The organism is Pseudarthrobacter sp. NamB4, assembly GCF_005796185.1.
In the GTDB taxonomy this organism is placed as follows: domain Bacteria; phylum Actinomycetota; class Actinomycetes; order Actinomycetales; family Micrococcaceae; genus Arthrobacter.
Genome location: NZ_VAHM01000013.1, coordinates 1 through 22,467 on the forward strand (window position 1 = coordinate 1; position 22,467 = coordinate 22,467).

25 protein-coding genes and 1 pseudogene are annotated in these 22,467 nt (G+C 64.7%); 13 read left to right on the plus strand and 13 right to left on the minus strand.

Annotated features, from left to right (window positions below):
- Nucleotides 1-281 precede the first annotated feature (281 nt).
- From FDW81_RS12835 to fabF, 5 genes are all read left to right on the plus strand, one after another.
- Nucleotides 282-1,526, plus strand: a complete 1,245-nt coding sequence (locus FDW81_RS12835) for a CdaR family transcriptional regulator (protein WP_138134577.1) — start codon at nucleotides 282-284, stop codon at nucleotides 1,524-1,526.
- Between the two features lie 88 nt (nucleotides 1,527-1,614).
- A complete protein-coding gene (locus tag FDW81_RS12840) occupies nucleotides 1,615-2,544 on the plus strand; it encodes an ACP S-malonyltransferase (RefSeq protein WP_171027204.1) in 930 nt (309 codons plus the stop codon).
- The gene (locus tag FDW81_RS12845; RefSeq protein ID WP_138134579.1) at nucleotides 2,541-3,602 is read left to right on the plus strand and encodes a beta-ketoacyl-ACP synthase III; all 1,062 of its coding nucleotides are present in this window, start codon (nucleotides 2,541-2,543) and stop codon (nucleotides 3,600-3,602) included. Before FDW81_RS12840 ends, FDW81_RS12845 begins: the two co-directional genes overlap by 4 nt.
- 77 nt (nucleotides 3,603-3,679) lie before the next feature.
- On the plus strand, nucleotides 3,680-3,925 hold the full coding sequence (locus FDW81_RS12850) for an acyl carrier protein (RefSeq protein WP_009359314.1): 246 nt from the start codon (nucleotides 3,680-3,682) through the stop codon (nucleotides 3,923-3,925).
- Between the two features lie 164 nt (nucleotides 3,926-4,089).
- Nucleotides 4,090-5,325, plus strand: a complete 1,236-nt coding sequence (gene fabF, locus FDW81_RS12855; RefSeq protein WP_138134580.1) for a beta-ketoacyl-ACP synthase II — start codon at nucleotides 4,090-4,092, stop codon at nucleotides 5,323-5,325.
- 98 nt (nucleotides 5,326-5,423) lie between these two features.
- Here the strand turns inward: fabF and FDW81_RS12860 are convergent, their stop codons facing one another.
- The 4 genes and pseudogenes from FDW81_RS12860 to FDW81_RS12875 all read right to left on the minus strand — a co-directional run.
- Nucleotides 5,424-5,927, minus strand: coding sequence for a DUF3145 domain-containing protein (locus tag FDW81_RS12860; protein WP_138134581.1), 504 nt, complete (start codon nucleotides 5,925-5,927; stop codon nucleotides 5,424-5,426).
- A gap of 237 nt (nucleotides 5,928-6,164) precedes the next feature.
- Nucleotides 6,165-7,091, minus strand: a complete 927-nt coding sequence (locus FDW81_RS12865; RefSeq protein ID WP_138134582.1) for a tyrosine recombinase XerC — start codon at nucleotides 7,089-7,091, stop codon at nucleotides 6,165-6,167.
- Nucleotides 7,092-7,184: 93 nt separating this feature from the next.
- Nucleotides 7,185-8,372 (minus strand): DNA-processing protein DprA, encoded by a 1,188-nt coding sequence (dprA, locus tag FDW81_RS12870; protein ID WP_370279013.1) that lies wholly within the window; start codon nucleotides 8,370-8,372, stop codon nucleotides 7,185-7,187.
- Between the two features lie 11 nt (nucleotides 8,373-8,383).
- Nucleotides 8,384-9,856 (minus strand): annotated as a pseudogene (locus FDW81_RS12875) (YifB family Mg chelatase-like AAA ATPase); the annotation flags it as partial.
- 16 nt (nucleotides 9,857-9,872) lie between these two features.
- On the opposite strand from FDW81_RS12875, the gene FDW81_RS12880 reads away from it, so the two are divergent.
- From FDW81_RS12880 to FDW81_RS12910, 8 genes are all read left to right on the plus strand, one after another.
- Nucleotides 9,873-11,387 (plus strand): recombinase family protein, encoded by a 1,515-nt coding sequence (locus tag FDW81_RS12880; RefSeq protein ID WP_171027205.1) that lies wholly within the window; start codon nucleotides 9,873-9,875, stop codon nucleotides 11,385-11,387.
- Nucleotides 11,388-12,196: 809 nt separating this feature from the next.
- Nucleotides 12,197-12,574 carry a hypothetical protein gene (locus FDW81_RS12885; protein ID WP_138134586.1) on the plus strand — a complete coding sequence of 126 codons (378 nt, stop codon included), beginning with the start codon at nucleotides 12,197-12,199 and terminating at the stop codon, nucleotides 12,572-12,574.
- A gap of 59 nt (nucleotides 12,575-12,633) precedes the next feature.
- Nucleotides 12,634-12,984: a hypothetical protein gene (locus FDW81_RS12890; RefSeq protein ID WP_138134587.1), complete on the plus strand. Its 351-nt coding sequence runs from the start codon at nucleotides 12,634-12,636 to the stop codon at nucleotides 12,982-12,984.
- 59 nt (nucleotides 12,985-13,043) lie between these two features.
- Entirely contained in the window at nucleotides 13,044-13,799 is a 756-nt protein-coding gene (locus FDW81_RS12895) for a hypothetical protein (RefSeq protein ID WP_138134588.1), read from the plus strand.
- Nucleotides 13,800-13,879: 80 nt separating this feature from the next.
- Nucleotides 13,880-14,128, plus strand: a complete 249-nt coding sequence (locus tag FDW81_RS12900; RefSeq protein ID WP_138134589.1) for a hypothetical protein — start codon at nucleotides 13,880-13,882, stop codon at nucleotides 14,126-14,128.
- A gap of 122 nt (nucleotides 14,129-14,250) precedes the next feature.
- Nucleotides 14,251-14,931, plus strand: coding sequence for a hypothetical protein (locus FDW81_RS12905; RefSeq protein WP_138134590.1), 681 nt, complete (start codon nucleotides 14,251-14,253; stop codon nucleotides 14,929-14,931).
- Nucleotides 14,932-15,161: 230 nt separating this feature from the next.
- Nucleotides 15,162-15,284, plus strand: a complete 123-nt coding sequence (locus FDW81_RS18620; RefSeq protein ID WP_255467116.1) for a hypothetical protein — start codon at nucleotides 15,162-15,164, stop codon at nucleotides 15,282-15,284.
- Nucleotides 15,285-15,429: 145 nt separating this feature from the next.
- On the plus strand, nucleotides 15,430-16,329 hold the full coding sequence (locus FDW81_RS12910; protein WP_138134591.1) for a hypothetical protein: 900 nt from the start codon (nucleotides 15,430-15,432) through the stop codon (nucleotides 16,327-16,329).
- 146 nt (nucleotides 16,330-16,475) lie between these two features.
- On the opposite strand, the gene FDW81_RS18145 is transcribed toward FDW81_RS12910, so the two are convergent.
- From FDW81_RS18145 to lepB (FDW81_RS12955), 9 genes are all read right to left on the minus strand, one after another.
- Entirely contained in the window at nucleotides 16,476-16,718 is a 243-nt protein-coding gene (locus FDW81_RS18145; RefSeq protein WP_171027206.1) for an HNH endonuclease, read from the minus strand.
- A 383-nt stretch (nucleotides 16,719-17,101) separates the two neighbouring features.
- Complete coding sequence (locus FDW81_RS12920) at nucleotides 17,102-17,725, minus strand: HIRAN domain-containing protein (protein WP_138134593.1); 624 nt, start codon at nucleotides 17,723-17,725, stop codon at nucleotides 17,102-17,104.
- A gap of 19 nt (nucleotides 17,726-17,744) precedes the next feature.
- On the minus strand, nucleotides 17,745-18,512 hold the full coding sequence (locus tag FDW81_RS12925) for a hypothetical protein (RefSeq protein WP_138134594.1): 768 nt from the start codon (nucleotides 18,510-18,512) through the stop codon (nucleotides 17,745-17,747).
- Entirely contained in the window at nucleotides 18,502-19,023 is a 522-nt protein-coding gene (locus tag FDW81_RS12930) for a hypothetical protein (RefSeq protein ID WP_138134595.1), read from the minus strand. Before FDW81_RS12930 ends, FDW81_RS12925 begins: the two co-directional genes overlap by 11 nt.
- 260 nt (nucleotides 19,024-19,283) lie before the next feature.
- Entirely contained in the window at nucleotides 19,284-19,640 is a 357-nt protein-coding gene (locus tag FDW81_RS12935; protein WP_138134596.1) for a YraN family protein, read from the minus strand.
- A gap of 119 nt (nucleotides 19,641-19,759) precedes the next feature.
- A complete protein-coding gene (locus FDW81_RS12940) occupies nucleotides 19,760-20,086 on the minus strand; it encodes a DUF2469 domain-containing protein (RefSeq protein WP_138134597.1) in 327 nt (108 codons plus the stop codon).
- 50 nt (nucleotides 20,087-20,136) lie between these two features.
- The gene (locus FDW81_RS12945; protein ID WP_138134598.1) at nucleotides 20,137-20,940 is read right to left on the minus strand and encodes a ribonuclease HII; all 804 of its coding nucleotides are present in this window, start codon (nucleotides 20,938-20,940) and stop codon (nucleotides 20,137-20,139) included.
- Between the two features lie 2 nt (nucleotides 20,941-20,942).
- Complete coding sequence (lepB, locus tag FDW81_RS12950; protein ID WP_138134599.1) at nucleotides 20,943-21,767, minus strand: signal peptidase I; 825 nt, start codon at nucleotides 21,765-21,767, stop codon at nucleotides 20,943-20,945.
- A 3-nt stretch (nucleotides 21,768-21,770) separates the two neighbouring features.
- Nucleotides 21,771-22,448, minus strand: a complete 678-nt coding sequence (gene lepB, locus FDW81_RS12955; RefSeq protein WP_138134600.1) for a signal peptidase I — start codon at nucleotides 22,446-22,448, stop codon at nucleotides 21,771-21,773.
- Between the last annotated feature and the right edge of the window lie 19 nt (nucleotides 22,449-22,467).

The window sequence follows — 22,467 nt, forward strand, 5'->3', positions numbered from 1 at the left end:
CGTTCCCTCGAGATGCTGGCGCGCCGCGGCGAGGTTGATGCCCAGGCTCCGATGAAGGCAATCGAGAAGTACAGGCTCCACAACGTGAACGCCGGCACCACCGGCAACGCGGGCGGAGAGGCCTGACCTCACCGTCTGACCCCGTACAGCGACGGCGGCCCCCTCCGAAAGGCGGGGGCCGCCGTCGTCCGTTTGGCCGGCCCGCCCTGTGACACAAGGCAAAGCAGATTGTAGCCTTCGCACAAATGGAGGTTGGGCGGCGCTGCCCGTATGCTCAAAGAATGCCAGCACCTGCCACCCCGTCCGCCCAGCGCAAACCCTCCACTCCGAAGGTCACGCCGGAGAAGTCAGAGACGCTCAAAAAGCTGCGGGCAAACGTGGGCCAGCTCTCCACCACCACCATGCGTGAGCTGGAAAAGTCCCTGCCCTGGTACAGCCGCCTCAGCTCAGACGAGCGCTCGGCGCTGGGGATGGTGGCCCAAAACGGCATCGCGGCCTTTGTCACCTGGTATGAGCGGCCAAGCTCCCCCTCGTGGATCCTGACGGACGTTTTCGGAACAGCCCCCACCGAACTGACCCGGTCGATCAGCCTGCAGAAGGCCCTGCAGCTGATCCGGATCGTGGTGGAAGTGGTGGAGGACCAGGTCCCGGTCATCGCACCCGAAGCCGACCAGCCGTCGCTTCGGGAAGCCGTGCTGCGGTACTCACGCGAGGTCGCCTTCGCTGCCGCCGACGTCTACGCCCGTGCCGCCGAATCCCGCGGGTCCTGGGATACCCGGCTCGAGGCCCTGATCGTGGACGCCATACTGCGCGGGGAGAACACGGACGCCCTGCGCTCCAGGATCGCTGCGCTGGGCTGGAAAGCCCAGGAACGGTTCACCGTCATGGTGGGGAATTCCCCCTCCGAGCCCAGCGCCAGCTATGTCAGCGAACTTCGCCGCATGGCAGGCCGCTACGCGGAGGATGCCCTGGTGGGGATCCAGGGTGACCGGCTCATCCTCATCCTGGGCGGGGTCACGGACCGCGAAACCGCGTATGTGAAGCTAAGCGACATGTTCGCTCCCGGACCTGTGGTGTACGGCCCCGAAGCGGGGTCCCTGCTGGAGGCCAGCGGGTCGGCCCAGTCGGCCTTCGCCGGCCTGACCGCGGCCAGGGCCTGGCCCTCCGCACCACGCCCTGTGGCCGCAGACGACCTGTTGCCGGAGCGGGTGATTTCCGGCGACGACGCGGCACGCCGTTCACTCGTGAAGAACATCTATCGGCCGCTCCTGGCGGCCTCGAACGGCCTGGTGGAAACGCTGGGAACCTACCTGGAGCTCGGGCATTCACTCGAGGCCACGGCCCGGGAACTCTTCGTCCATGCGAACACCGTTCGGTACCGCCTGAAGCGTGTCTGCGACGTAACGGGTTGGGATCCCCTCCTGCCGAGGGAGGCATTCGTACTGCAGGCAGCACTCGTGGTGGGCCGCCTTTCTGCCCCGCCAAAGGCTGCCGCCGAACGCCAGGCGTCCCGGAACCAGCCCTGAGTCGTTGTAGACTTCCTACAACCTGACCCCGTGAGCTTGGTGCGGACAAACACCGCTGGATCACACTGCAATTTGGAAAGCTGGATACGTGCTTGCAATAGTCTGCCCTGGACAGGGCTCACAAACCCCGGGTTTTCTGGCCCCCTGGCTGGAACTGCCCCAGGTGGCAGGCCAGCTGGCCTCCTTGAGCGACATCGCAGGCATCGACCTCATCGCGCACGGCACCACCTCGGATGAAGAAACCATCAAGGACACCGCTGTCGCGCAACCCCTGATCGTCGCTGCCGGCCTGGTGGCGGCGTCTTCCCTCTTTGACGTCGAACTAAGCTCGCTTCCGGTCATTTTGGCGGGTCACTCTGTTGGCGAGATCACCGCATCCGCCCTCGCCGGCGTGCTCACCGACGAGGAAGCAATGACGTTCGTCCGCGAGCGTGCCAACAGCATGGCAGAGGCCGCGTCCGTCACACCCACCGGCATGAGTGCCGTGGTGGGTGGTGATCCTGCTGACGTCCTCGCAGCCATCACCGCCTCCGGCGCCGCCCCCGCTAATGTCAACGGTGCCGGCCAGACCGTCGCCGCCGGAACTTTTGAACAGCTCAAGGCCCTTGCGGACAACCCGCCCGCCAAGGCGCGCGTGATTCCCCTGAAGGTCGCCGGCGCCTTCCACACGAGCCACATGGCACCCGCCGTCAGCGCGTTGAAGGCACTGGAACCGCAGCTGAAGCCGCAGGCGCCCAAGGTTCCGCTGCTGTCCAACTTCGACGGCGGCGAAGTCACCGACGGCCGCGACGGCGTCGAGAGCCTCATTGCCCAGGTGTCACGTCCCGTCCGTTGGGATCTGTGCATGGAAACAATGGTCAGGCGCGGCGTCACCGGCGTCATTGAGCTTGCTCCCGCCGGCACCCTGGCAGGCCTTGCCAAGCGGGGCATGCCCGGCGTCAAGACCGTCGCCGTCAAGACCCCCGACGACCTTTCCGCAGCCCTGGCACTCTTCGCAGAACTGGAGGGAAACGCATGAGCGTTCCCACGCTGAAGCAGGCTCCCCTCCAGGAGCACACCCGCATCCTTGGACTGGGCGCCTACCGCCCCAATGTCATCGTCACCAACGAGGACGTCTGCCAGTGGATCGACTCCTCAGACGAGTGGATCCGCCAGCGCACCGGTATCGTCACGCGCCATCGGGCCGCAGCAGATGTCAGCGTCATTGACATGGCCGAGGGTGCTGCCCGCGAGGCAATGGACAAGGCCGGCATCGAAGCTTCCGATCTCGGCGCCGTCATTGTCTCCACTGTGACCCACCCCTACGCCACCCCCTCTGCCGCTGCCAGCCTTGCTGACCGCCTGGGCGCCACCCCCGCCCCTGCTTTCGACATCTCGGCCGCATGCGCGGGCTACTGCTACGGGATTGCGCAGGGCGACGCGCTGGTCCGGTCCGGCACCGCCAAGTACGTCCTGGTGGTCGGCGCGGAAAAACTGTCCGACGTCATCGACAACCGGGAGCGCACCATCTCCTTCCTGCTCGGAGACGGAGCGGGCGCCGTCGTCATCGGACCTTCCGAAACCCCCGGCATCGCCCCGTCGGTCTGGGGCTCGGACGGCAGCAAGTGGGACGCCATCGGCATGACGCGGTCCATGCTGGATGTCCGCGACCTTGGCATGGCCGCCCGGCAGTCCGATTCCACTGGTGACCTCGCGCTCCTCGAGGAGGCGCAGGAACTCTACCCAACCCTCCGGCAGGACGGCCAGACGGTCTTCCGGTGGGCGGTATGGGAGATGGCCAAGGTTGCCCAGCAGGCCCTTGAGGCTGCGGGCATCGAGGCCGGGGACCTGGTGGCCTTCATTCCCCACCAGGCCAACATGCGCATCATTGACGAGATGGTGAAGAAGCTGAAGCTGCCCGAGACCGTTACAGTGGCACGGGACATCGCTGACGCCGGCAACACCTCCGCAGCCTCCATCCCGCTCGCAACGCACCGCCTCCTGCAGGAGAACCCGGGGCTGAGCGGCGGACTGGCCCTCCAGATCGGTTTCGGTGCCGGACTGGTCTTCGGTGCCCAGGTAGTTGTCCTTCCCTAGAAATGCCCGAGGGCCGCACCCGCGGCCTGACCCATTTCCGGCAGTCCCTGCCGGCAATACAAGAAAAGGAGCCACCAATGGCTAGCAACGAAGAGATCCTGGCCGGCTTGGCTGAAATCGTGAACGAGGAAACCGGCCTGGCCCCCGAGGCCGTGGAGCTGGACAAGTCCTTCACCGAGGACCTGGACATCGACTCCATCTCCATGATGACCATCGTGGTTAACGCGGAAGAGAAGTTCGGCGTCCGCATCCCCGACGAAGAGGTCAAGAACCTGAAGACCGTTGGCGACGCCGTCAGCTTCATCGCCGGAGCTCAGGCCTAGCCCTAGGCTTCTGCCGTCTTTTCGGCAATGGCAGGGCTGCCGGTCCGGTTGACTGGACCGGCAGCCCGCATTTTTCCGGCACATTCCCCAAAGCGGAACGCTGCCGAACATCACAACGCGGGACCTCCGGCAGACGGATTCCCCACCGACGAAAGAGTGATCCCATGACACGCAAAGTAGTCATTACCGGTCTGGGTGCCACCACGCCCATCGGCGGCGATGTGCCCACGATGTGGAACAACGCGCTCAAGGGGGTCTCCGGTGCCCGCACCCTGGAGGACGACTGGGTCAGCAAGTACGAGCTGCCTGTCCATTTCGCTGCACGCTGCAGCACGCCCGCCCTTGACGTGCTTAGCCGCGTGGAAGCCAGGCGCATGGACCCGTCCACCCAGTTCGGTGTTATTGCCGCCCGCGAAGCCTGGGCCGATGCCGGCATCACGGAAATCGACAAGGACCGGCTGGCCGTTGCCTTCGCAACAGGCATCGGTGGCGTCTGGACGCTGCTGGACGCTTGGGACACCCTGAAGGAGAAAGGCCCCCGCCGGGTCCTCCCTATGACCGTTCCCATGCTGATGCCCAACGGTGTTGCAGCTGCCGTCAGCCTGGACCTGGGCGCCCGCGCCGGCGCCCACACCCCGGTTTCGGCATGCGCCTCAGGCACCGAGGCCCTGCACCTCGGACTGGACCTGATCCGCTCCGGCAAGGCGGATGTGGTCATGTGCGGCGGCGCCGAGGCTGCCATCCACCCCATGCCCCTGGCGGCTTTTGCTTCAATGCAGGCCCTTTCCCGCCGTAATGATGAACCGGAGCGTGCCTCCCGCCCCTACGACACGGCCCGCGACGGCTTTGTCATGGGTGAGGGTGCGGGCGCACTGGTCCTCGAGGCCGAGGAACACGCGCTGGCACGCGGTGCCCGGATCTATGGTGAGCTTGCAGGAACTTCAGTCACCGCTGATGCCTACCACATCACTGCCCCGGACCCTGAGGGCCTGGGTGCCACCCGTGCCCTGAAGGCAGCGATGTTCGATGGCAGGATCCAGCCGGAGGACGTGGTGCACGTAAACGCCCACGCCACGTCGACCCCGGTGGGCGACAAGCCTGAGTACACGGCCCTCCGCGCTGCTTTGGGAGCCCATGTGGACAGCGTTGCCGTATCTGCGACCAAGTCGCAGATGGGCCACCTCCTGGGCGCATCCGGTGCCGTCGAGGCTGTCCTTACAGTGCTCGCCGTCCACGAACGGAAGGCGCCCGTCACCATCAACCTGGAAAACCAGGACCCGGAGATCCCGCTGGACGTCGTCACCTCTGCCCGCGACCTGCCCTCTGGCAACATCGTGGCGCTGAGCAACTCGTTCGGCTTTGGCGGGCACAATGCCGTGATTGCCGTCCGCAGCGCCTGACAGACTCTGGCGGACCTGATACCGCACGCATAAGAGGAGGCCCCGCCGGTTGGCGGGGCCTCCTCTTTGCTATGGAATAAGCGTCTGGTCGACGGCGGTCAGCCCACTTGGTGGAGCCAGCGCACAGGGGCTCCCTCGGCGGCGTGCCGGAAGGGCTCGAGTTCTTCGTCCCACGCTTCGCCGAGGGCGAGGGAGAGCTCGTGGTAGACGGCGGCCGGGTCGCCGGAGCCGGATTCGTAGGCGTAGCGGATCCGGTCCTCCGACACCATGATGTTGCCGTGGACATCCGTCACGGCGTGGAAGATCCCCAGCTCGGGCGTATGCGACCAGCGCCCGCCGTCAACCCCGGGGCTGGGCTCCTCGGTAACCTCGTAACGGAGGTGCGCCCACCCGCGCAGGGATGAGGCAAGCTTGGATCCCGTACCGGGGGCACCGGTCCAGGACAGCTCAGCCCGGAACATTCCGGGCGCGGCAGGCTGAGGGGTCCACTCAAGGTCCGTCCGCTTGTCCACGACGGATCCGATGGCCCACTCAACATGGGGGCACAAGGCCGTAGGGGCCGAGTGAACAAACAGCACACCGCGGGTCATTGCAACAGACATTCCATCCTCCATAGCTCTAGGTACGTCTTCCCCAACGACCTCTGCCTGGATGGAACTGCCGTGCCCTGCACTGCGGCGGTGGTTCCTGCCCGAATATTCAGATGTAGTGACTGCTGTTGTCCGTACCCCGTGGCGCAGGAAGCTCTAGAGCTTCAAGCGTGACTTGAAAGTTGCCGGACGTGACTCCTATTGTGCCGTACCCCACCGAATTACGCCAGTGCGATTCCTGCTGGCCCTTTATGCCCTCGGGTGGGCCTGCTGGTAGCTCTTCCGCAGCCGGTCAACGGAAACATGGGTGTAGATCTGGGTAGTGGCCAGACTGCTGTGTCCCAGGATCTCCTGGACGGCGCGCAGATCGGCGCCGCCGTCCAGCAGGTGGGTTGCCGCCGAGTGCCGGAATGCGTGGGGCCCGGATGCGGAGGTGTCGCCCAGTTCCTCAAATAGGCTGTTGACCATGGCCCGGACCTGGCGCTGGTCCACCCTGCCGCCGCGGGAGCCCAGGAAGAGGGCACGTCCACTGGTGGCCTTGGCGAACACGGGCCGGCCCCGCCGGAGCCAGTCGTCCACCGCAAGGGCAGCCGGAACGCCGTACGGGACGGTCCGCTCCTTGTTGCCCTTGCCGATGACGCGCAACGTCCGCCTGTCCGGGTCGAGGTCGTCAATGTCCAGCCCGGCCAGTTCGCCCACCCGGACACCCGTGGCGTAGAGCAGCTCCACGATGGCCCGGTTGCGGACGGCAAGCGGAGCACCTTCCGCCGCCGCCTCTTCCAGGCCTGCGAGCAGCCGGGCCAGTTGCCGGGCCTGCAGCACGCCGGGCAGGGAGCGTTCCCGTTTCGGGGCCTTAAGCCGCAGGGCAGGATCGGCGGTAAGGCGTTCCTCGCCCAGCGCCCAGGCAGTGAAAACCCTGATGGAAGCTGACCGCCGGGCAAGTGTTGTGCGCGCTGCACCGGCCTGGCTCTGCGTCCCGAGCCAGCGCCGAAGGGTGCCGAGGTCAAGGTCCACAAGGGCGCGTGCACCTTCGCCTGAGGCATGGGCAAGGAGGCTGCGGACGTCACCTAGGTAACCGCGGAGGGTATGCGGCGAAACTGCGCGCTCGGCGGTGAGGTAGCGCGCGAAGGCGTCAAGTGCAACGCCTAGCTCCGCGGGCAGTTCCTCGTTTTCCACTCTCCTACTGTCCCAGCTCCGGCCCGGAATGTACCGCCTGACACGGTGCTTCGGACCCGTACCTGCCCGATTGGTGCCCTGGCCACGGCTCCATCAGTTGTTGACCTTCCCGCGTTTCCAGCCGCCGCGCTCCGAGACGGCAAGGCCCATCAGGCCCAACCGGCCCAGCCCTGCGCGGACTGAGTCCTGACCCAGGCCCGCCACCACGCAGAGCTTGTCCACGGACGTGGTGGAACGCAACGGAAGCGCGTCCAGAAGGATCAGGTCTTCGAGCGTCAGCCCGTCCTGCACCGCCGCCTCCCCGTGGCGGGGATCAGGAAGCGCCGAGCCGCTTGGAGCGGCAAGTTCGGCGATTTCGGCAGCGTCGGTCACGCAGACTGCTCCCCCGTCCCGCAGAAGCCGGTGGCAGCCCGCCGAGTTGGCGCTGTGAACCGACCCAGGAACGGCGCCGACAGCACGTCCTAGAGTCTCCGCGTGATGTGCGGTGTTGAGCGCGCCGGAGCGCCACCTGGCCTCGACCACCACCGTCACGGCAGACAGTGCGGCAATGATGCGGTTACGTTGGAGGAACCGGTAGCGCGTCGGGGCGGAGCCCGGCGGCACCTCCGCGAGTACTGCTCCCTGGTTGCACACTGCCCGCAGGAGATCCTCATTGCCTGAGGGATAGAACCTGTCCACTCCCCCGGCCATCACCGCAATGGTGGGAACGGTATTGGAAGCCCCGGCCAGGGCAGCACGGTGGGCATGGGCGTCAATGCCGTATGCTCCGCCAGACACCACGGTAAGGCCTCTCTGGGCCAGAGAGTAGGCGATGTCCCCCGTGACGGCAGCCCCATAGCTGGTACTGTCCCGGGAACCGACAAGGGCAACCGATGCAGCAACTGCGGGAAGCTGTTGTTCCTGCCCCCGCCACCAGAGGCAGATCGGCTCCTGGATCCCGAGGTCGGCCAACTGGGTGGGCCACAATTCGTCTGAGGGAGTGATAAGCCGCCCGCCGAGGCGGGCCATGGTTGCGAGGTCACGGTCGGGAGCAAGGTCAGGTATGCGTGGTTGCCAGCGCTTCAGGGATGCGGCGATTCCCGACCATCCGGCGGAAGAACCGGAGCCAGCCAGGAGGGCGGTGATCTCCTGCTCCAGCTCCGGCCCTGCAGTTAGCTGACCGGTGGCAATACGTAGTGCGTCCACTGCCCCTGTTGCCTGGACAAGTGCAAGGCCTGCAGCGTCCTGCGGCTCCATCAGGCGTGACAGGGCTGCGCGGGACAGGTGTTCGCTGCTGGCCATGCTTGCTTCCTTCATGCTGCGGCCGCCGCTGCCTGCCGAAGCCCCAGGGCCTGCCCAATATCGTTCGTGTCCGGCCTCTCCCCGTGCCCCAGATCCGACAGCGTCCACGCCATGCGAAGTACCCGATCGTAACCGCGGGCAGTCAGAACGCCACGCTCCAGTGAATGGTCCAGGATGCGGGTGACGGCGGGAGGCAGCCGCAGCTCACCCCGCAAGACACGCCCAGGGACCTGCGCATTCGTCTCCAGCCCGTAGGGCCCGAGCCGCTCCAGCTGCCGAGCGCGGGCATCCCGCACACGCCGGGCGACGGTGGCTGTATCCTCCTCAACCCCTGCCTGGCCAAAATCGGCGAGGGAGACTCTCTCCACCTGCAGCTGGATGTCCACCCGGTCCAACAACGGCCCGGACAGCCGGGCCATGTACCGCCGCCTCATCAGCGGCGTGCAGGTGCACTCCAACCCTTTTCCGGTGGCCTTGCCGCATGGACAGGGATTGGCCGCAAGGACCAGTTGGAACCGGGCGGGATAGGCGGCGGTGCCGGCAGAGCGGTGAATCACCAGTTCCCCGCTTTCCAGCGGCTGGCGCAGCGCGTCCAGCACGCGGCGCTCATACTCCGGCGCCTCGTCCAGGAACAGGACGCCACGGTGTGCCCGTGATGCCGCTCCCGGCCGGGGAAGCCCGGAACCGCCGCCGATGATGGCTGCGGCAGTCGCGGAGTGGTGCGGGCTTTCGAACGGCGGACGCCGGAGGAGCTGGACCGAGGATGACGGCAGTCCGCACAGCGAATGGATGGCGGTGACCTCCATGGACTCATGGTCACCCAACTCGGGCAACAGCCCGGGCAACCGTTCTGCCAGCATGGTCTTCCCGGCACCGGGCGGGCCGGTCAGGAGAAGATGATGTGCTCCGGCGGCGGCGACTTCCAGCGCGCGCCGGGCATCGCCCTGGCCCGAGACGTCAGCCATGTCCGGGCAGGTGCCGGTTTCCGCGCCTGCGTCCCCGGTGCTGTCCATGTCCTCGGGTTCGAAATCCAGGACCAACTCCTGGGGGTCGGCCCCGAAATCAAGCGCCAGCCTCGCCAGGGTGCTGTACCCGCGCACATTGGCGTCCGGCACCAGCGCCGCCTCTGCCAGGTTTGCCTGCGCGACAACAATGTCCGGGTATCCGGCCCGTACCGAGGCCATGACGGCGGGGAGGACGCCCCTGACAGGGCGTAGCCTGCCGTCGAGACCCAGTTCGGCGATGAAGACCGTGCGCCCGGTGGGTTTGATGTCATTGGCGGCCCGCAGCACTGCCATGGTGACCGCCAGATCGAAACCCGAGCCCCGCTTGGGCAGTGAGGCAGGAATAAGGTTGGCGGTGATTTTCCGGCGGCTAAGGGGAATACCGGAGTTCTTGGCAGCGGAGCGGATGCGTTCCTTGGCCTCGTTGAGGGAAGCGTCCGGCAGGCCCAGGAGCACGAAGGCCGGAAGTGTTTGGCCGATTCCTTACAATCGACACATGAAAAATTCGACCCCGAAACGCGCAATATTGTATCTGCGTCTTTCTGTCTCGAAAGACGAGTCAACCTCGATCACCCGCCAGCGGCAGGAGCTAACCGCCCTTGCCAAGCGCGAGGAATGGACCATTGTCGAAACTCTCACCGACGACGGCCTCAGCGGTGGCAAGCCCCGCGCCAACGCCGACCACGCCCTCGCCATGCTCCGGAAGAACCAAGCAGACGTAATCGCCGTCTTCAAGTTCGACCGCTGGAGCCGCATGGGCGCTCGCGCCGTGGCTGACCTTCAGGACGCGCTCGACGAACGCGCCGCCAAGGGCAACCCGGCGCTGTTCATCGCGCTTCAAGACGGCCTCCGCTCCGACATGACAAGTTGGGATATTCACGTTGCACTCACTGCGGCGCTTGGTCGCTCCGAGCGCGAACTGATCCGCTCCCGCGTGAAGTCAGCCCGCAAGTACCAGCGCGAAGCACGTCGGCACTCCGGCATCCCGCCCTACGGCTACCGTCCCATCCCCCACCCTTCCGGCAAGGGCCGTGCTCTGGAACTTCACCCCGAGGAAGCTGCGCTCGTGCGCCGCATGGCGGACGAAGTCCTCTCCGGCGCAACCGGGTACGCCGTCGCTAAGCGACTGAACGCCGAAGGGATCAAGCCCCGGAGGGCGGCAAGGTGGAATGCCGCCACCGTCGCCGACCTGCTCCGCGGCGACGCAATCCTCGGATACATGAGCCACCGCCGCCCCGGCGACCCCTCCCGCGCAAGCCGCCCGCTCCTCGGCGAGGACGGCTTGCCTGAGCAGGTGTGGCCGGCAATCATCACGCCCGACGAATCGGCGGAACTGCGGGCCCTCCTCTCCCGGCGCCCCGACTGGAACTCAATGCCCGGCGCTGGAAGGAAGCGCGCTTCTCGCCTCTTATCCGACCTCGTGGAGTGCGTCACCTGCGGAAGCACGCTCCGCGTGAATTACACCGACAAACTTAAGAACGGCACCCGCGCCGCCCGCTATGTCTGCTCCGCGAGCGCCGGTGCATGTCCGAAAAAGGTAAGCATCCATGCCGTAATGCTGGAGGACTACGTCTCCAAGGAGTTCCTGGCCGTTGCTGGCGGAATGGAAGTCTTTGAGATCCGAGAGTCTAGGCGCGACACCGGGGAACTGGCGCAGGTCCAGCAGGCCATTACCGCCACGGCTGCGGATATGGCCATCCCTGGCGCTGACATAGCTGCCCTGGCTTCCCGGCTGACAGACTTGCACGCCCGCCGTGAAGCGCTGGAAGCCGTCCCCGTCGAAACCGTGGTCGAGTCAGTCAGCACCGGCGAGACGTTCGCCGAGGCATGGGAGAACCGCGACACTGCCGGACGCCGCACGCTCATCGCTTCAGTGTTGAACGGCCGAATCGTCGTAAACCCCGCCCCGCGAGGCACCCGCCAGATTGAGGACTCCCGGCTCTACATTCCTTGGCGGTGGACGGCGCCCGATCTGGAAGCTGAGCTGGTTGACGCCGCGAGGGCGGACTGACGGACGCAGAGGAGAGACCCGACCACGCCCGCGACCGCATCTACGGCGGCGGCCAGCCGTTCGAGCTCGGCTACGAGCCAGACGCCGATGATTTCCGGCGCTGGCTTCTCGCGGGCGCCGAACGGATCGTCAAGGCCGAGGAGGATCGTGTAAACGACCCGCCGCCGAACGACTGAGAAAAGCCCCGCCACCTTGGCGGGGCTATTTTCGTTCCGCATGAGCAAGACCGCCCGTTGGGGCAACCTTCTACGGTAGCGACAGAGGATTCATGAGCAAACAGGCGCGGCTGGCCGACTCCTCCCTTGAAAGGGTTTGAGGAGCCGACTTGATTCAGAGAAAAAAGTTGCCCTGGAAGCGAGCAAAAATGGCCCTCTGGCTCCCTCTGTATATGTAATCGGGACTTGCCGCCGCCAGCCCGCACCCACTAACGCCTTGTGCTTCCGTGCGGCGGCCAGACACTCGCCGCGCTGGTTTGGTTGAAGCTCGGCGCCTGTTGGAGAGCGTGTAAACGCACGCCGAGGCGGGCGAGCCGCCCCTTTGCCAGCTTGTGCGTCGACCAAAGACGCCGACGATGGACGCCGACGAGGGACAAGGGAGGTGGCCCAAACGGGTCACAGTGACGCTTCTACGTCTATCTCAATTAACCCCCTAAAAGGGTCTCTCTCTTATAGGTAAATGCAGAGAAGAAAGAAAACGTCACTGTGACCGCTTTGCGCCACCCAGCCCCTAAAACTTTGCAACCGGGCCGCCACCGGCGCCGACGTCATCGGCAACACCGCAACCGCCCCTGAAAGGAATCACACGGCACCATGCAACCCTTTGAACGTGACCTAGCCAACCTCCGCGACGGCCGCTACTACGCCAAGAAAGCCCAGAGGCCCGTCACGCTGAAGACTGCCTCAGGCGTAGCTCTGGAAATTCCTGGCCCGGCCGTCCTCGCAGAGGTCTACGCCCTGCCCTGGCTCCGCTCACGCGTCGACGCCTATCGCTCCGGCTCGGCCCTCTTGACCCGCCCCATCGATATCAGCGGAGAACCCACGCCCATTCACCAAGGCGAGCTCGCAAACGAGCTCCTGGCGGCTATCCAGCAGCTCCCGGAGCGCACCACCACCGAGGCTGGTCGGCCCTACCGCGACCTCGGCTCTACGCCACCGCGGCGTCACCCGGCGCTCGATCGGTCTACCTGACCGACGTCGTAACCTACACGCGGCGCTTATTGCCGGAGTGGCGGGCCCCGAAACTCGCAGTGGAACGCCCGCCGGCCAAGACCGCCGCCGAGCGCAAGGCCGCCAGCCGTGCACATATCAGGCGTGAAGAGGAATTGTCAGCCCGTGACTGGCTGGAAGGCTTTCTTACCGGCTGGGATGGCGACACAGACGCCCCCGTCCCCGGCTCCCGCTGGGTTGCGTACGAGCTCTACGAACTAGCCGTAGAGGCCATCGAGGAGAGCGTCGAGCTAGAAGAGGAACGCATCGACGGCGGTGACTACCGCGTGCCCCGACAGCGCGTCTTTTACGCCGTCGCTGACACGATCCTCGGCCCCCGCCGCCGCGGCGCCCACGGCTCCGCAAGGGTCTACGTGCTCCCAGGCAAATGACCTCACCGACCTCCGGCGTAACCCCGCGCCGGAACCCTAAATAACCGAAAGGAACCCCCGTGAATATCACCCGAAACGACGTGACCAGCGACATTCTCACCAGTGGAGGTAAAGCTCAGATCAGGGCCTCCGCTGACCCCCTGACCGCAGAACAGCGCGCCCTCTCCCCCGCGCTTACAAAGGCCTATGCCGCCATTGAGGAACAAAACGCCGCCGCGCAGGCCCTGACGGACCGGCTCCGGAAAGTAATAGCCGAGAAGAACGTACTGTGGCGATCCCGCAACTCATACGAGCGGTACGACCAGGAGCGTGAAGACGAGCTCAACCGCGAAATCCGGAACCTGGAACGCGCATTGCGACGCAATGAGAGCCTCGCGAAGGAACGTGCCATCGAATACCTCGTCCTCGCGTGGAATGATCCTCACCGGGACCGCATGAAGGCGGAGGGCGCCAACCTAGCCCTGGAAGCCCACGCGGACGCCGTAGCCGCCCTCGCCGCCCTGGAGGAAGCCCTCGCCCGCCGCGAGAAGTTCTACGCTTCGGCCGGCCGTCCTGCTATCTGGCGGCACCACTCAGAAACCATGAGTGTCCCGCGCAACGCCGGGCAGGTCCACCTCGCCCATCAGCTCATCGCCCGCGAGGTCAACGAGTTCCCTGCCGCAGATCTCAAGACCGTCGTCGAGGGTGGCCAGGTCAAATCCCTGGCCGAAATCCAGGCCGAACAGCAGCAGGCTCTTACCGATGCCACCGCGAAGATGAAGGCCGCTGCCCGCGAACGCGACCGGCGCCGGGTAATCAGCGAGAGGAACAACTGATGCCTGCGCCAAATTTGAAAGGCCGCCTCCTCTCCGCCACTGCCGCCAACCACTCCTCCGATACCCCCGAAAGGTAGACAATGCCCTCCTACAACGTGGTCTCCGCGATTGTCTCGAAAGTCCTGGCGAACAGCCCAGATCTCCCCGCCGATTACCGCGACGCCGACACCCAAACTCAGCGCCGCGTCGAGCGTATGGCCGAAACCCAGAGCACCACTCCGGCGCAAATCTGGGAAGTCATCCGCGCCCAGCACGTCAAGGACAAGGCCGAGGCTAAGGGCGAAGGCGGATTCGACGCCGCTGCAATCGCCAAATCCGCCCGCCGTTAGGCCCCTTGGCCCACATCAGAACTGAATAACCACCACGCCTCGAAGGCCGCCCGAACCACGCTACGGCGGCCTTCGGCGCGTAAATCCCCATTCCTCCGCACGAGAAAGCCCCCTGGATACACGTGGAAATCACCCCAACCATCCCCGCCGACGTCTCTGCAACCATCGACCGCCGCGCTGCCCGCCGCATGGAGAAGCTAACCAGGTTCGCAAAAGATCCGGACTCGATTGGCAAGGTGCCCGCGCCGCTCCGTAAACCCTTCAACCTCAAAAGCTGGCGGGCCCTAGCTGAAGACGTCCGCCTCCAGCACCTGACCAAAAAGGTCTGTGAGCAGCTCACGGCCGAGGAACTAGCGAAGCTCCAGTACCGCCAGAAGCTGAACGCCGCCCGCGCTGCTGTCCGCGAAGCTGCGAGGAAGCGCCCCTCCCGCCCGCCGGTAAAAGCCCTTTCCCTACCTGAGGCCAAGGCGCCCACCCTGACAGTAGTGAAAGCCCCCTCACCAGCCGCTCCCCGGCGTCGTCTTGTAGCTTGCGTCGCAGGCTGCGGCGAGTTCCACCCGGCGACTTCACATAAGCCGGTAGTCGTCTCCTGTGGCGGCTGGCTGGCAACCGGGAGGCGCAAGGCCCGCGACCTCTTCAGCGCGCAGAAGGAAGTAAGCCACGAAGGTACCAAATACCTGATTCGAGCACTTCGCCGCGAGGCTGAGGAAGCCCGCCGCCTCGCCGACTTCGGCGCCGAAGCCAAGAAGCAGGAGCGGAAGCCGAAGGCACGCCGCCGAGCAATCTGCTCGAACACTAGGTAAAAGGAAGCAACGGGGCGCCGTGCCCATCATGCGCGGCGCCCTTTTCCCGCTGACCCCGGCCACCCCCTCCCCCTACCCCTCCCTCCGAGCTCGAAGGGGCACAGCGTCTCCCTGTTAGCGCAGGTCTGGGGTTTTAGAGGTCTTGCCCACCGAAAGGACCGCCGATCCTCCTCGCGCCCTGAGCAGTTCGCGCCCCGCTTTGTCGCCACGGACACCCCGGCGTGGAGGCCATGCCCGACGGCCACGAGCTAACCGCTCCCGGCGTCCCCTCCGGCGCCTGCATGGCCCTGCCCTCCTCGGCACCGACGGTCCACGTCGGCGAGCTCGCCCTCCTGCCCGACACCGCCAATTAACCGCAGCTTCGCCCCTGAACTAACAGAAATGCCCCTCACACGAACCCCAGATCTTAACCCCGAGGCCCGCCGAGAGAAGCTTCTTCATTGCTGACCTGCGCGATCCTCTGTTCGCGATACTCCTGCATTGTGGAACCATATGGGAATGACCTCGAAATCTGCCCCGCCTGCGGCGCCGCTTGACGATCAGGCGCCAAAAAAGCGTAATTCAGTGTTTGTCGTATCGCCCATTGGCGCCCCAGGCACTGAAGCGCATCGCAAGGCGTCTTACGCGCTGAAGTACATCTTCCGGGAGGCCCTGAAGGGCGACGAATGGGACGTTCACCGGGCAGACGAGGGGGAGAGCCCGGACTCCATCGGTCAGCACGTAATTCGGAAGTTATGGGAGGCCGATCTGGTCATCGCGGATTTGACCGGTCATAACCCCAATGTTTTTTATGAGCTCGCGATCGCCCACGGTTGGCGGAAGCCGGTAGTCCACCTGATCGCCAAAGGGGAAACAATTCCCTTTGACATTGTGGACCAACGCACCATCTTTTATGACATTACTGACTTAGCATCAGTGGAGGCGACGGTCGAAATTCTCCGTAAATACGCCGAGTATGCGATGGCACATACCGAAGAGCTCATAACCCCGCTGTCAAGCTTTGAGAAATTCAGCCACATACGGGCCGACGACAGCGACGGTGGCGTGGCGGTCGCGGAGGTATTGGAGGAAGTCGTATCACGGCTTTCCAGACTTGAGCACACAATTACCCGACAGAGTGGAACGCATGTGTTCCACGGCGACGGCGCTCCATCTACGTGGTTCCCCCCGGGAAGCGGCAAGACAGCGGAACTTGTGGAGGAATACGCAAAGCTGCTGAACATTGTCAACATGGTCGAGGCCGAGGATTCTATGACAGAGACTTCCAAAGCGGTGAAGGACGAAGTGCAACGAAGAATGGATGCCCTCCTTAAACCGTATCCCAAGGTTATGAAGCACCAGCTACATCGGCGGGCCGAGGAGCTATTGGCGGACGGCTTCGCTGAACAGAAGTCGTGAAGGCCGAAATTGCGGCCTCCTCGTCTAAACGCTCGCCTTCCTTGTGCGCCAGCCGGAGCGCCACGCCGACAGCGAAGATCGTCTCGATCGCGGCCGCTAGTTCGGCAATATGCCCCAGTCCGGCGCGGTGAACAGTTCCCAAATATTCACCCGCAAAACCTCGTCCGTGCAGCGGCGCCGACAGCTTCGGCGTCAGCATACATCCCGTCCCCGAGCACGATGTTGCACCATCGGTGGGCGGTCCGGAGATTCTCCGGATCGTCGTCACGTCCGAACACAGCAATGGACGCAATATGGTCCAGCGTCGGATACCTGTCGTCGGACGGCCTGGCGTCAGGATCGGTAGGAAGCCCGCAGATTTGGCAAATGTAGTTGTCCCGCTCCAGCACCAACTTCCTATGCTTGGTGTGACCGCTGGATGATCCGCGCTTGCGAGCAGAAGGCGGGACCGACAGAACATCGGTAATACCTTTCCGGCGCTTGCAATGGGCGCACCGGCAGTCATCCGACCGTCCCCTCTTGTCCAGAACTGCACGACGGCAAACCTCGTGTTCCTTGACGAAGTCTGCCCGCGACTTGGCTGCCTCATGGGCCTCAGACCAGTAATAGATCTGGCAGCCATAGCAGAAGCCCAACGAGCTGGCCGCCGCCCGCCTCATGGCCCCGCAAAGGTTCGAGCAGTAGTCTCGGCTCCTCTGGTGGGACTCAAACTCGATGCCGCACCCTTCGCAAATTACCTGCTCACGAAAGGGCGGTCCTGGGGGGCGGGGCACTACTCCGCCTTTCCTACCGTCTTGGCAAACGACCTGAGCTTCGGAATTGCAGGAAGGTCCACCCACATGCGGATCGAGTTCGGCGCTGGCGCCGTGCCGCTGACCCGGTAGGCGCCGAACCCAAGCTCGTCAAAGATGGGAGACAGGGCCGCAGCCTTCGCCTCCGACAGGTGACCTATCTTCCGCCCCTTGCCGTAGACGGCGACGGCGTTCGCATCCCACTCATTCTTCGGCTCGCGGACAAGCAAGTACTCATTGCCACCGTGCTTGTATCGGCCTGCGTCGCTGACCCAGAACGCCGAGCCGACGATGCGGAATCGGCTGGACGGAAGCTCACGAAGGTCGAGGATAAACACCTTTGTATCGTCGAGCGTGACCTTCTTAATGCTCGCGGCCTTCGGCGTAAGCTCCCGCTCGGGCTCAGCCGCCGCCTCTTCAGCAGTGACGCTAGGCGCCAGCGGCGGCGCTTGTGGCTCCGGCGAGGTAACAGGGGCGTTCACAGCCACCGCTTCCCTCGGTGGTTGCGTCACCGCCACGGCAGGCTCATCCTCACGCCGTTTCGGCGCGTCTATGTCCTGATCCACGCCCTTCAGCCAGCCGGTTAGCTTCTTCATCATCCCCATGGGGGAAGCGTAACAGCGGCTATGACCCTTGCAGCGACTTGATAAGCTTCTCCGCTTCCTCGATGCCCGGCGGCAACAAACGGAGGGTGCTGTCAGCCTCGTCGAACTCAATCCACCGGGCCTTATGCAGTGGCCTCAGCGTCTGATTCCGCAGGTTGTGCTTGTTGCTGTGCTCCATCCAACGGATCACTTCACTTTCAGTCGCCTCGGTAACGCCGGCCAGAAGCAGCAGCAGTTGCTCCTTACGCGAGAGCCCTGGCTGGAGAACCCGCTTCTTGTCGCCGCGCTGCCACACCAAGGCGATCTGCCGCTCCACCAACTCCTCGACCACGTCAGCCGCCTCCTGCGTGCTGCACGTGTGAAGGAGCCTGACGAGCTCGGCGACGAGCCACTTACTCATGTAGAGGACAACGGTAGCGTCCATCTGGTTGGGGTCGACGTCGCCCCCGGCGTGCCCGACGCCGCGGTTGTTCCTTATCTCGTACAACCCCACCAGCATCCGAGGAATCTGAATCCTCGCCGACCGCACCGCCTGCGGGTACTTCTGTTCCAGCCCTTGGCACGCCTGAACCATGTTGCGGGGCTTCACGGCACGTGCTGAGTAGGTCCCTGACAGGTAGCCGTCGACGGCAGTAAAGACCGCTTCGCACAGCTTGCCGCCGTTGAGCTCCGACGGCTCCCACCTGTGCTGCTCGAAGTTAGCAACAACCTCGGTGAACGCCGAGAGCACATCAGTCGCCAGCCCGACGGGAAGGACGGACAGCGCTCCCTTGGCGTCAACCGGCATTCTCGACCATTTCTTCAACAGCCTTCAACCCCGGCTGGGTCAGCTTCAGAACCCGCCGCGTCTTGTCGGCAGCACCGCCACCCAACTGCGCCACGAACTTAGGCGACTTCGCCTTCATCCGATCCACTACCTTGTTGAGGCCCGGAATGTCCTCGCCTTGGTCCCTAAGGAGTTTATTGATGTCACCGTTGCCGAATGTCTCCTTTGCCAGCTTCACTTGCAGCCAGTAGGCCGCGACAAGAAAACGCTCCTGCGAGCCGGGCGGGCTGCAGTGGCTGTAGAGCTCCCCAAAGTGCTGGAAGCGATCCGCAATGGGGACTTCGGGGTCTGTCGCCTCCAACTCGCCAACAAAAACGGGTGATGCAGGCTCTGGCTCGTTCTGCTGCCGCTGCTGTGGAGACCGCCCCATCGTGAAATCTGACGCCGCCGCGTACTTCGCATACGCCCATCCCAGCACCCGCGCCCGGGTCTCGTCGTCAAGCGAAACGAAGGCGTCTTCGATGGCCCCCATAGCTTCGATCTCAGCACTTGGCATCTGTATCCCCATTTGATCGATCCGGCGGACCCCTCCGGCCCCTACCACAAGTTTACCGGCGGGTAGCGGATAGCACGCGGGAAACGAGCAAGAAACTACACATATGTCATTCCCCCGGTAGCGAACACACCTCATGTGTCATTTGCTGGACAACGGCTGGCCGATGTCGGCTTCCACTTCGACCAGGTATCCGTTCAGCCCCACCAGGGCAATGGAGTAGGTACGGCCCAGGGGCATCACCCCACCCCCCTGAGATGTTCCACCAGGGGGGAGCCGCCGCCGTCGTCAATCACCGCGATGACATCAACACGCCGCAGCGGCATCCCCAGCTCGCGGTCACGGCACCACGCGGCACCAAGCCGGTGAAGCCGGGCGAGTTTGCCGGGGCCGACGGCTTCGAACGGATGGCCGTAATCCAGGGAACGGCGGGTCTTTACTTCAGCGATAACCAGGGCGTCGCCGTCAAGGGCAACAATGTCTATTTCACCTTCGGTACACCGCCAGTTGCGCTCCACCACCAGCATGCCAAGGGTTTCCAGATAGTCAGCGGCCAAGTCCTCGCCGTGCCGGCCCAGCAGGTCTTTTGATTTCATTTCTACCTCCGCAACCAGCCTGATGCGGCGGGTTTACGGAGGACAGGGGGCCAGTCCCGTATGTGGACCAGCCAGGGCCGGAAGCCCCTGTGCAGGACAAGTCCGGGTAGGGTGAAGCGCTAGTGGCCCAAGTCGACGTCCTTCGGCAGCGCCAGTTCCTCGCTGCGCGGCAGCTCTTCGACGTTGACATCCTTGAAGGTCAGGACGCGGACACTCTTGACGAACCGCGCCGAGCGGTAGACGTCCCAGACCCAGGCGTCCTGCAGCGTCAGGTCGAAATAGACCTCGCCGTCCGCGCTGCGGGCCTGCAGATCCACATGGTTGGCCAGGTAAAAGCGCCGTTCGGTCTCAACCACGTAACTGAACAGGCCGACGACATCGCGGTATTCACGGTAGAGCTGAAGCTCCATGTCGGTTTCGTAGTTTTCAAGGTCCTCAGCACTCATGCTTCCATCTTGCACCATCCGCAGGTCTGCTGGCGCCCGGGCGGGAACCTTCAGCCTACGCCGGCCGGCTCTTCCGCGTCAGTTGGCTCTTCGCCGTCGTCCAGCTCTTCCCCGCCGGCCAGCCCGCCGTCGAGCAGGTCGCCGCCCAGGAGCCGCCAGCTGACCCGGTGGTAGGGCGTGGGGCCGGCTGCGCGGAGGACGTCGCGGTGCCGCACGGTGGCATACCCCTTGTTGATGTCCCAACCGAAGTCAGGAAACTCAAGGTGCAGTTCCCGCATCATCCGGTCCCGTTCAACCTTGGCGATGACGCTTGCCGCCGCAACACTCAGGCACTGCATATCGGCCTTGACCTTGGTGTGGACGGGAGCGTCGCAGCTGGCCTCGAACACCGGCTCCTCAAACAGAGAGAGCTGTTCAGCGGGGGAAAGCCAGTTGTGGCTTCCGTCCAGGAGCACAGCCTCCGGGCGGATCCCTGTTGAGACAACGTCCTGCCAGGCCCGGCTCCCGGCCAGGCGCAGCGCAGCGATAATCCCGAGGGAATCGATCTCCTGGGCGGAGGCGTGACCGACGGCAGCTGCCACGCTCCACCGGCGGACCAGCGGGTCCAGGCGTTCCCGCTCGGCGGGGGTCAGCAGCTTGCTGTCCCGCACGCCGGCCAACGGCTTCTGGCGTTCCAGGTCCACCACGGCGATGCCTACGCTGACGGGGCCGGCAAGGGCGCCACGCCCCACTTCATCCACTCCTGCCAGGTAGCGGATGCCCTGCGCCTTAAAGGTCCGCTCATGCCTGAGCGACGGCGCCTTGCTGCGGAGGGGCGCCTTGGAACCCGGGCGGGCCTTGACTGCGGGAGGCATGGTCAAGGTGCCGCCGGCACGTTCCGGAAAACGTCCGGGTGGTTGTCGAGGGTGGTGATGCGGTTCAGGGGCCATGCAATGACGGCGGCCTTGCCTTCGAGGTCGTCAAGATCGATGAAACCGCCGTCGGAATCCATGTGGGCGCGGGAGTCGGCGGAGTGGTTCCGGTTGTCGCCCATCACCCACACTTTCCCTTCGGGAACAACCACATCGAAGTTGCGGATCTGCGGGACCTCAGCGGGGTTGACGTAGGTCTCGTCAATGGCGGTCCCATTGATGGTCAGTTTACCGCCGGTGTCGCAGCACACCACGTGGTCACCCGGCAGTCCGATGACCCTTTTGACCAGGTGCTGTTCGGAGTTGTCCGGCAGCAGGCCTACGAACGTCAGGCCTTCCTGGACCCACGTGAAGGGTCCCTGCGCCTGCTCCGGCGCGGCCGGCAGCCAGCCTTTAGTGTCCCGGAACACCACCACGTCGCCGCGGCTGAGGGAGAAGGGCTCGGGTACCAGGAGGTTGACGAAGATACGGTCGTCCACGTCCAGGGTGTTGACCATGGACTCCGACGGAATGAAAAACGCCCGGAACAGGAACGTCTTGATGAGGAAGGAGAGTACGACGGCGATGACCACCACCGTGGCGATTTCCTTCAGCCAGGCAAAGACAGGGTTGCCTGCAGGCTTTCCTGCCGCTTTCGCGGCCGAACGGCTGCCTGCGGCGGCGGGAGCAGCAGCGTCAGGACGCCGGCCGCCCGCCGTGGAGACATCGGCCGGAGCGTCCGAAGCGCCGTCGTGACGCGGCTTAGGAAGCCGTGCGTGGTTCTCGGGCATCTACTACTGTCCGTTCTCTGTTGAAGGTCCTGCCGCAGGCGGACGGGGTACTGGAGCAAATCTATCAAGGGGCCAGATAATCTGGACCGGCCTGCCGATCACCCTGTCCACGGGAACCATGCCGCCCCCAGGTGCGCCGAGCAGGCTCCGGGAATCGGCGGAACGGGACCGGTGGTCGCCCATCAGCCACAGGCGCCCCTCTGGGACCACGGCGCTGAACTTCTGGCTGCTGGGCGCGTCGCCGCCGAAAATGTACGGCTCTTCCAATGGCTCCCCGTTGACCGTCACCTTGCCGTCTGGACTGCAGCAGGCCACCGAGTCGCCAGGCAAACCAATGACCCTCTTGACGTACGTGGTGTCACTGCCGGTAAACCCAAGCCACTGGGTGATGCCGGCAGCAGTGTCCGCGAGCCGGCCCCTGCCGCTGTTCAGCGGGGCGAACGTGCCCCGGCCGTCGAAGACGACGATGTCCCCGCGCCGGATGGGTTCCTGCTGGAAGCCGGTCCGGGAAACCAGGATTCGGTCCCCGCCGTCCAGCACAGGTTCCATGGAATCGGAGGGGATGAAGTAGACATCAAGCCACAGTGACCTCACCAGCCCGCTGATGGCGACCGCTAGAAGTACGGCAAGGAACGCAAAACGCCAGCCCATGTTCCGGGGCTGGCGTTTTGTCTGGTCCATAGTCCGTATCCTGGCGCTG

Bases quoted from the DNA above. Each gene is read 5' to 3' on its own strand.
- FDW81_RS12910 (WP_138134591.1), top strand. From the start codon at position 15,430: ATGACCTCGAAATCTGCCCCGCCTGCGGCGCCGCTTGACGATCAGGCG.
- FDW81_RS12880 (WP_171027205.1), top strand. From the start codon at position 9,873: ATGAAAAATTCGACCCCGAAACGCGCAATATTGTATCTGCGTCTTTCT.
- FDW81_RS12940 (WP_138134597.1), bottom strand. From the start codon at position 20,086: ATGAGTGCTGAGGACCTTGAAAACTACGAAACCGACATGGAGCTTCAG.
- fabF (WP_138134580.1), top strand. From the start codon at position 4,090: ATGACACGCAAAGTAGTCATTACCGGTCTGGGTGCCACCACGCCCATC.
- FDW81_RS12920 (WP_138134593.1), bottom strand. From the start codon at position 17,725: ATGGGGATGATGAAGAAGCTAACCGGCTGGCTGAAGGGCGTGGATCAG.
- dprA (WP_370279013.1), bottom strand. From the start codon at position 8,372: ATGGCCAGCAGCGAACACCTGTCCCGCGCAGCCCTGTCACGCCTGATG.
- FDW81_RS12885 (WP_138134586.1), top strand. From the start codon at position 12,197: ATGCAACCCTTTGAACGTGACCTAGCCAACCTCCGCGACGGCCGCTAC.
- FDW81_RS18620 (WP_255467116.1), top strand. From the start codon at position 15,162: ATGCCCGACGGCCACGAGCTAACCGCTCCCGGCGTCCCCTCCGGCGCC.
- FDW81_RS12845 (WP_138134579.1), top strand. From the start codon at position 2,541: ATGAGCGTTCCCACGCTGAAGCAGGCTCCCCTCCAGGAGCACACCCGC.
- FDW81_RS12860 (WP_138134581.1), bottom strand. From the start codon at position 5,927: ATGTCTGTTGCAATGACCCGCGGTGTGCTGTTTGTTCACTCGGCCCCT.
- FDW81_RS12850 (WP_009359314.1), top strand. From the start codon at position 3,680: ATGGCTAGCAACGAAGAGATCCTGGCCGGCTTGGCTGAAATCGTGAAC.
- lepB (WP_138134599.1), bottom strand. From the start codon at position 21,767: ATGCCCGAGAACCACGCACGGCTTCCTAAGCCGCGTCACGACGGCGCT.
- lepB (WP_138134600.1), bottom strand. From the start codon at position 22,448: ATGGACCAGACAAAACGCCAGCCCCGGAACATGGGCTGGCGTTTTGCG.
- FDW81_RS12945 (WP_138134598.1), bottom strand. From the start codon at position 20,940: ATGCCTCCCGCAGTCAAGGCCCGCCCGGGTTCCAAGGCGCCCCTCCGC.
- FDW81_RS12925 (WP_138134594.1), bottom strand. From the start codon at position 18,512: ATGCCGGTTGACGCCAAGGGAGCGCTGTCCGTCCTTCCCGTCGGGCTG.
- FDW81_RS12900 (WP_138134589.1), top strand. From the start codon at position 13,880: ATGCCCTCCTACAACGTGGTCTCCGCGATTGTCTCGAAAGTCCTGGCG.
- FDW81_RS12835 (WP_138134577.1), top strand. From the start codon at position 282: ATGCCAGCACCTGCCACCCCGTCCGCCCAGCGCAAACCCTCCACTCCG.
- FDW81_RS12930 (WP_138134595.1), bottom strand. From the start codon at position 19,023: ATGGGGGCCATCGAAGACGCCTTCGTTTCGCTTGACGACGAGACCCGG.
- FDW81_RS12935 (WP_138134596.1), bottom strand. From the start codon at position 19,640: ATGAAATCAAAAGACCTGCTGGGCCGGCACGGCGAGGACTTGGCCGCT.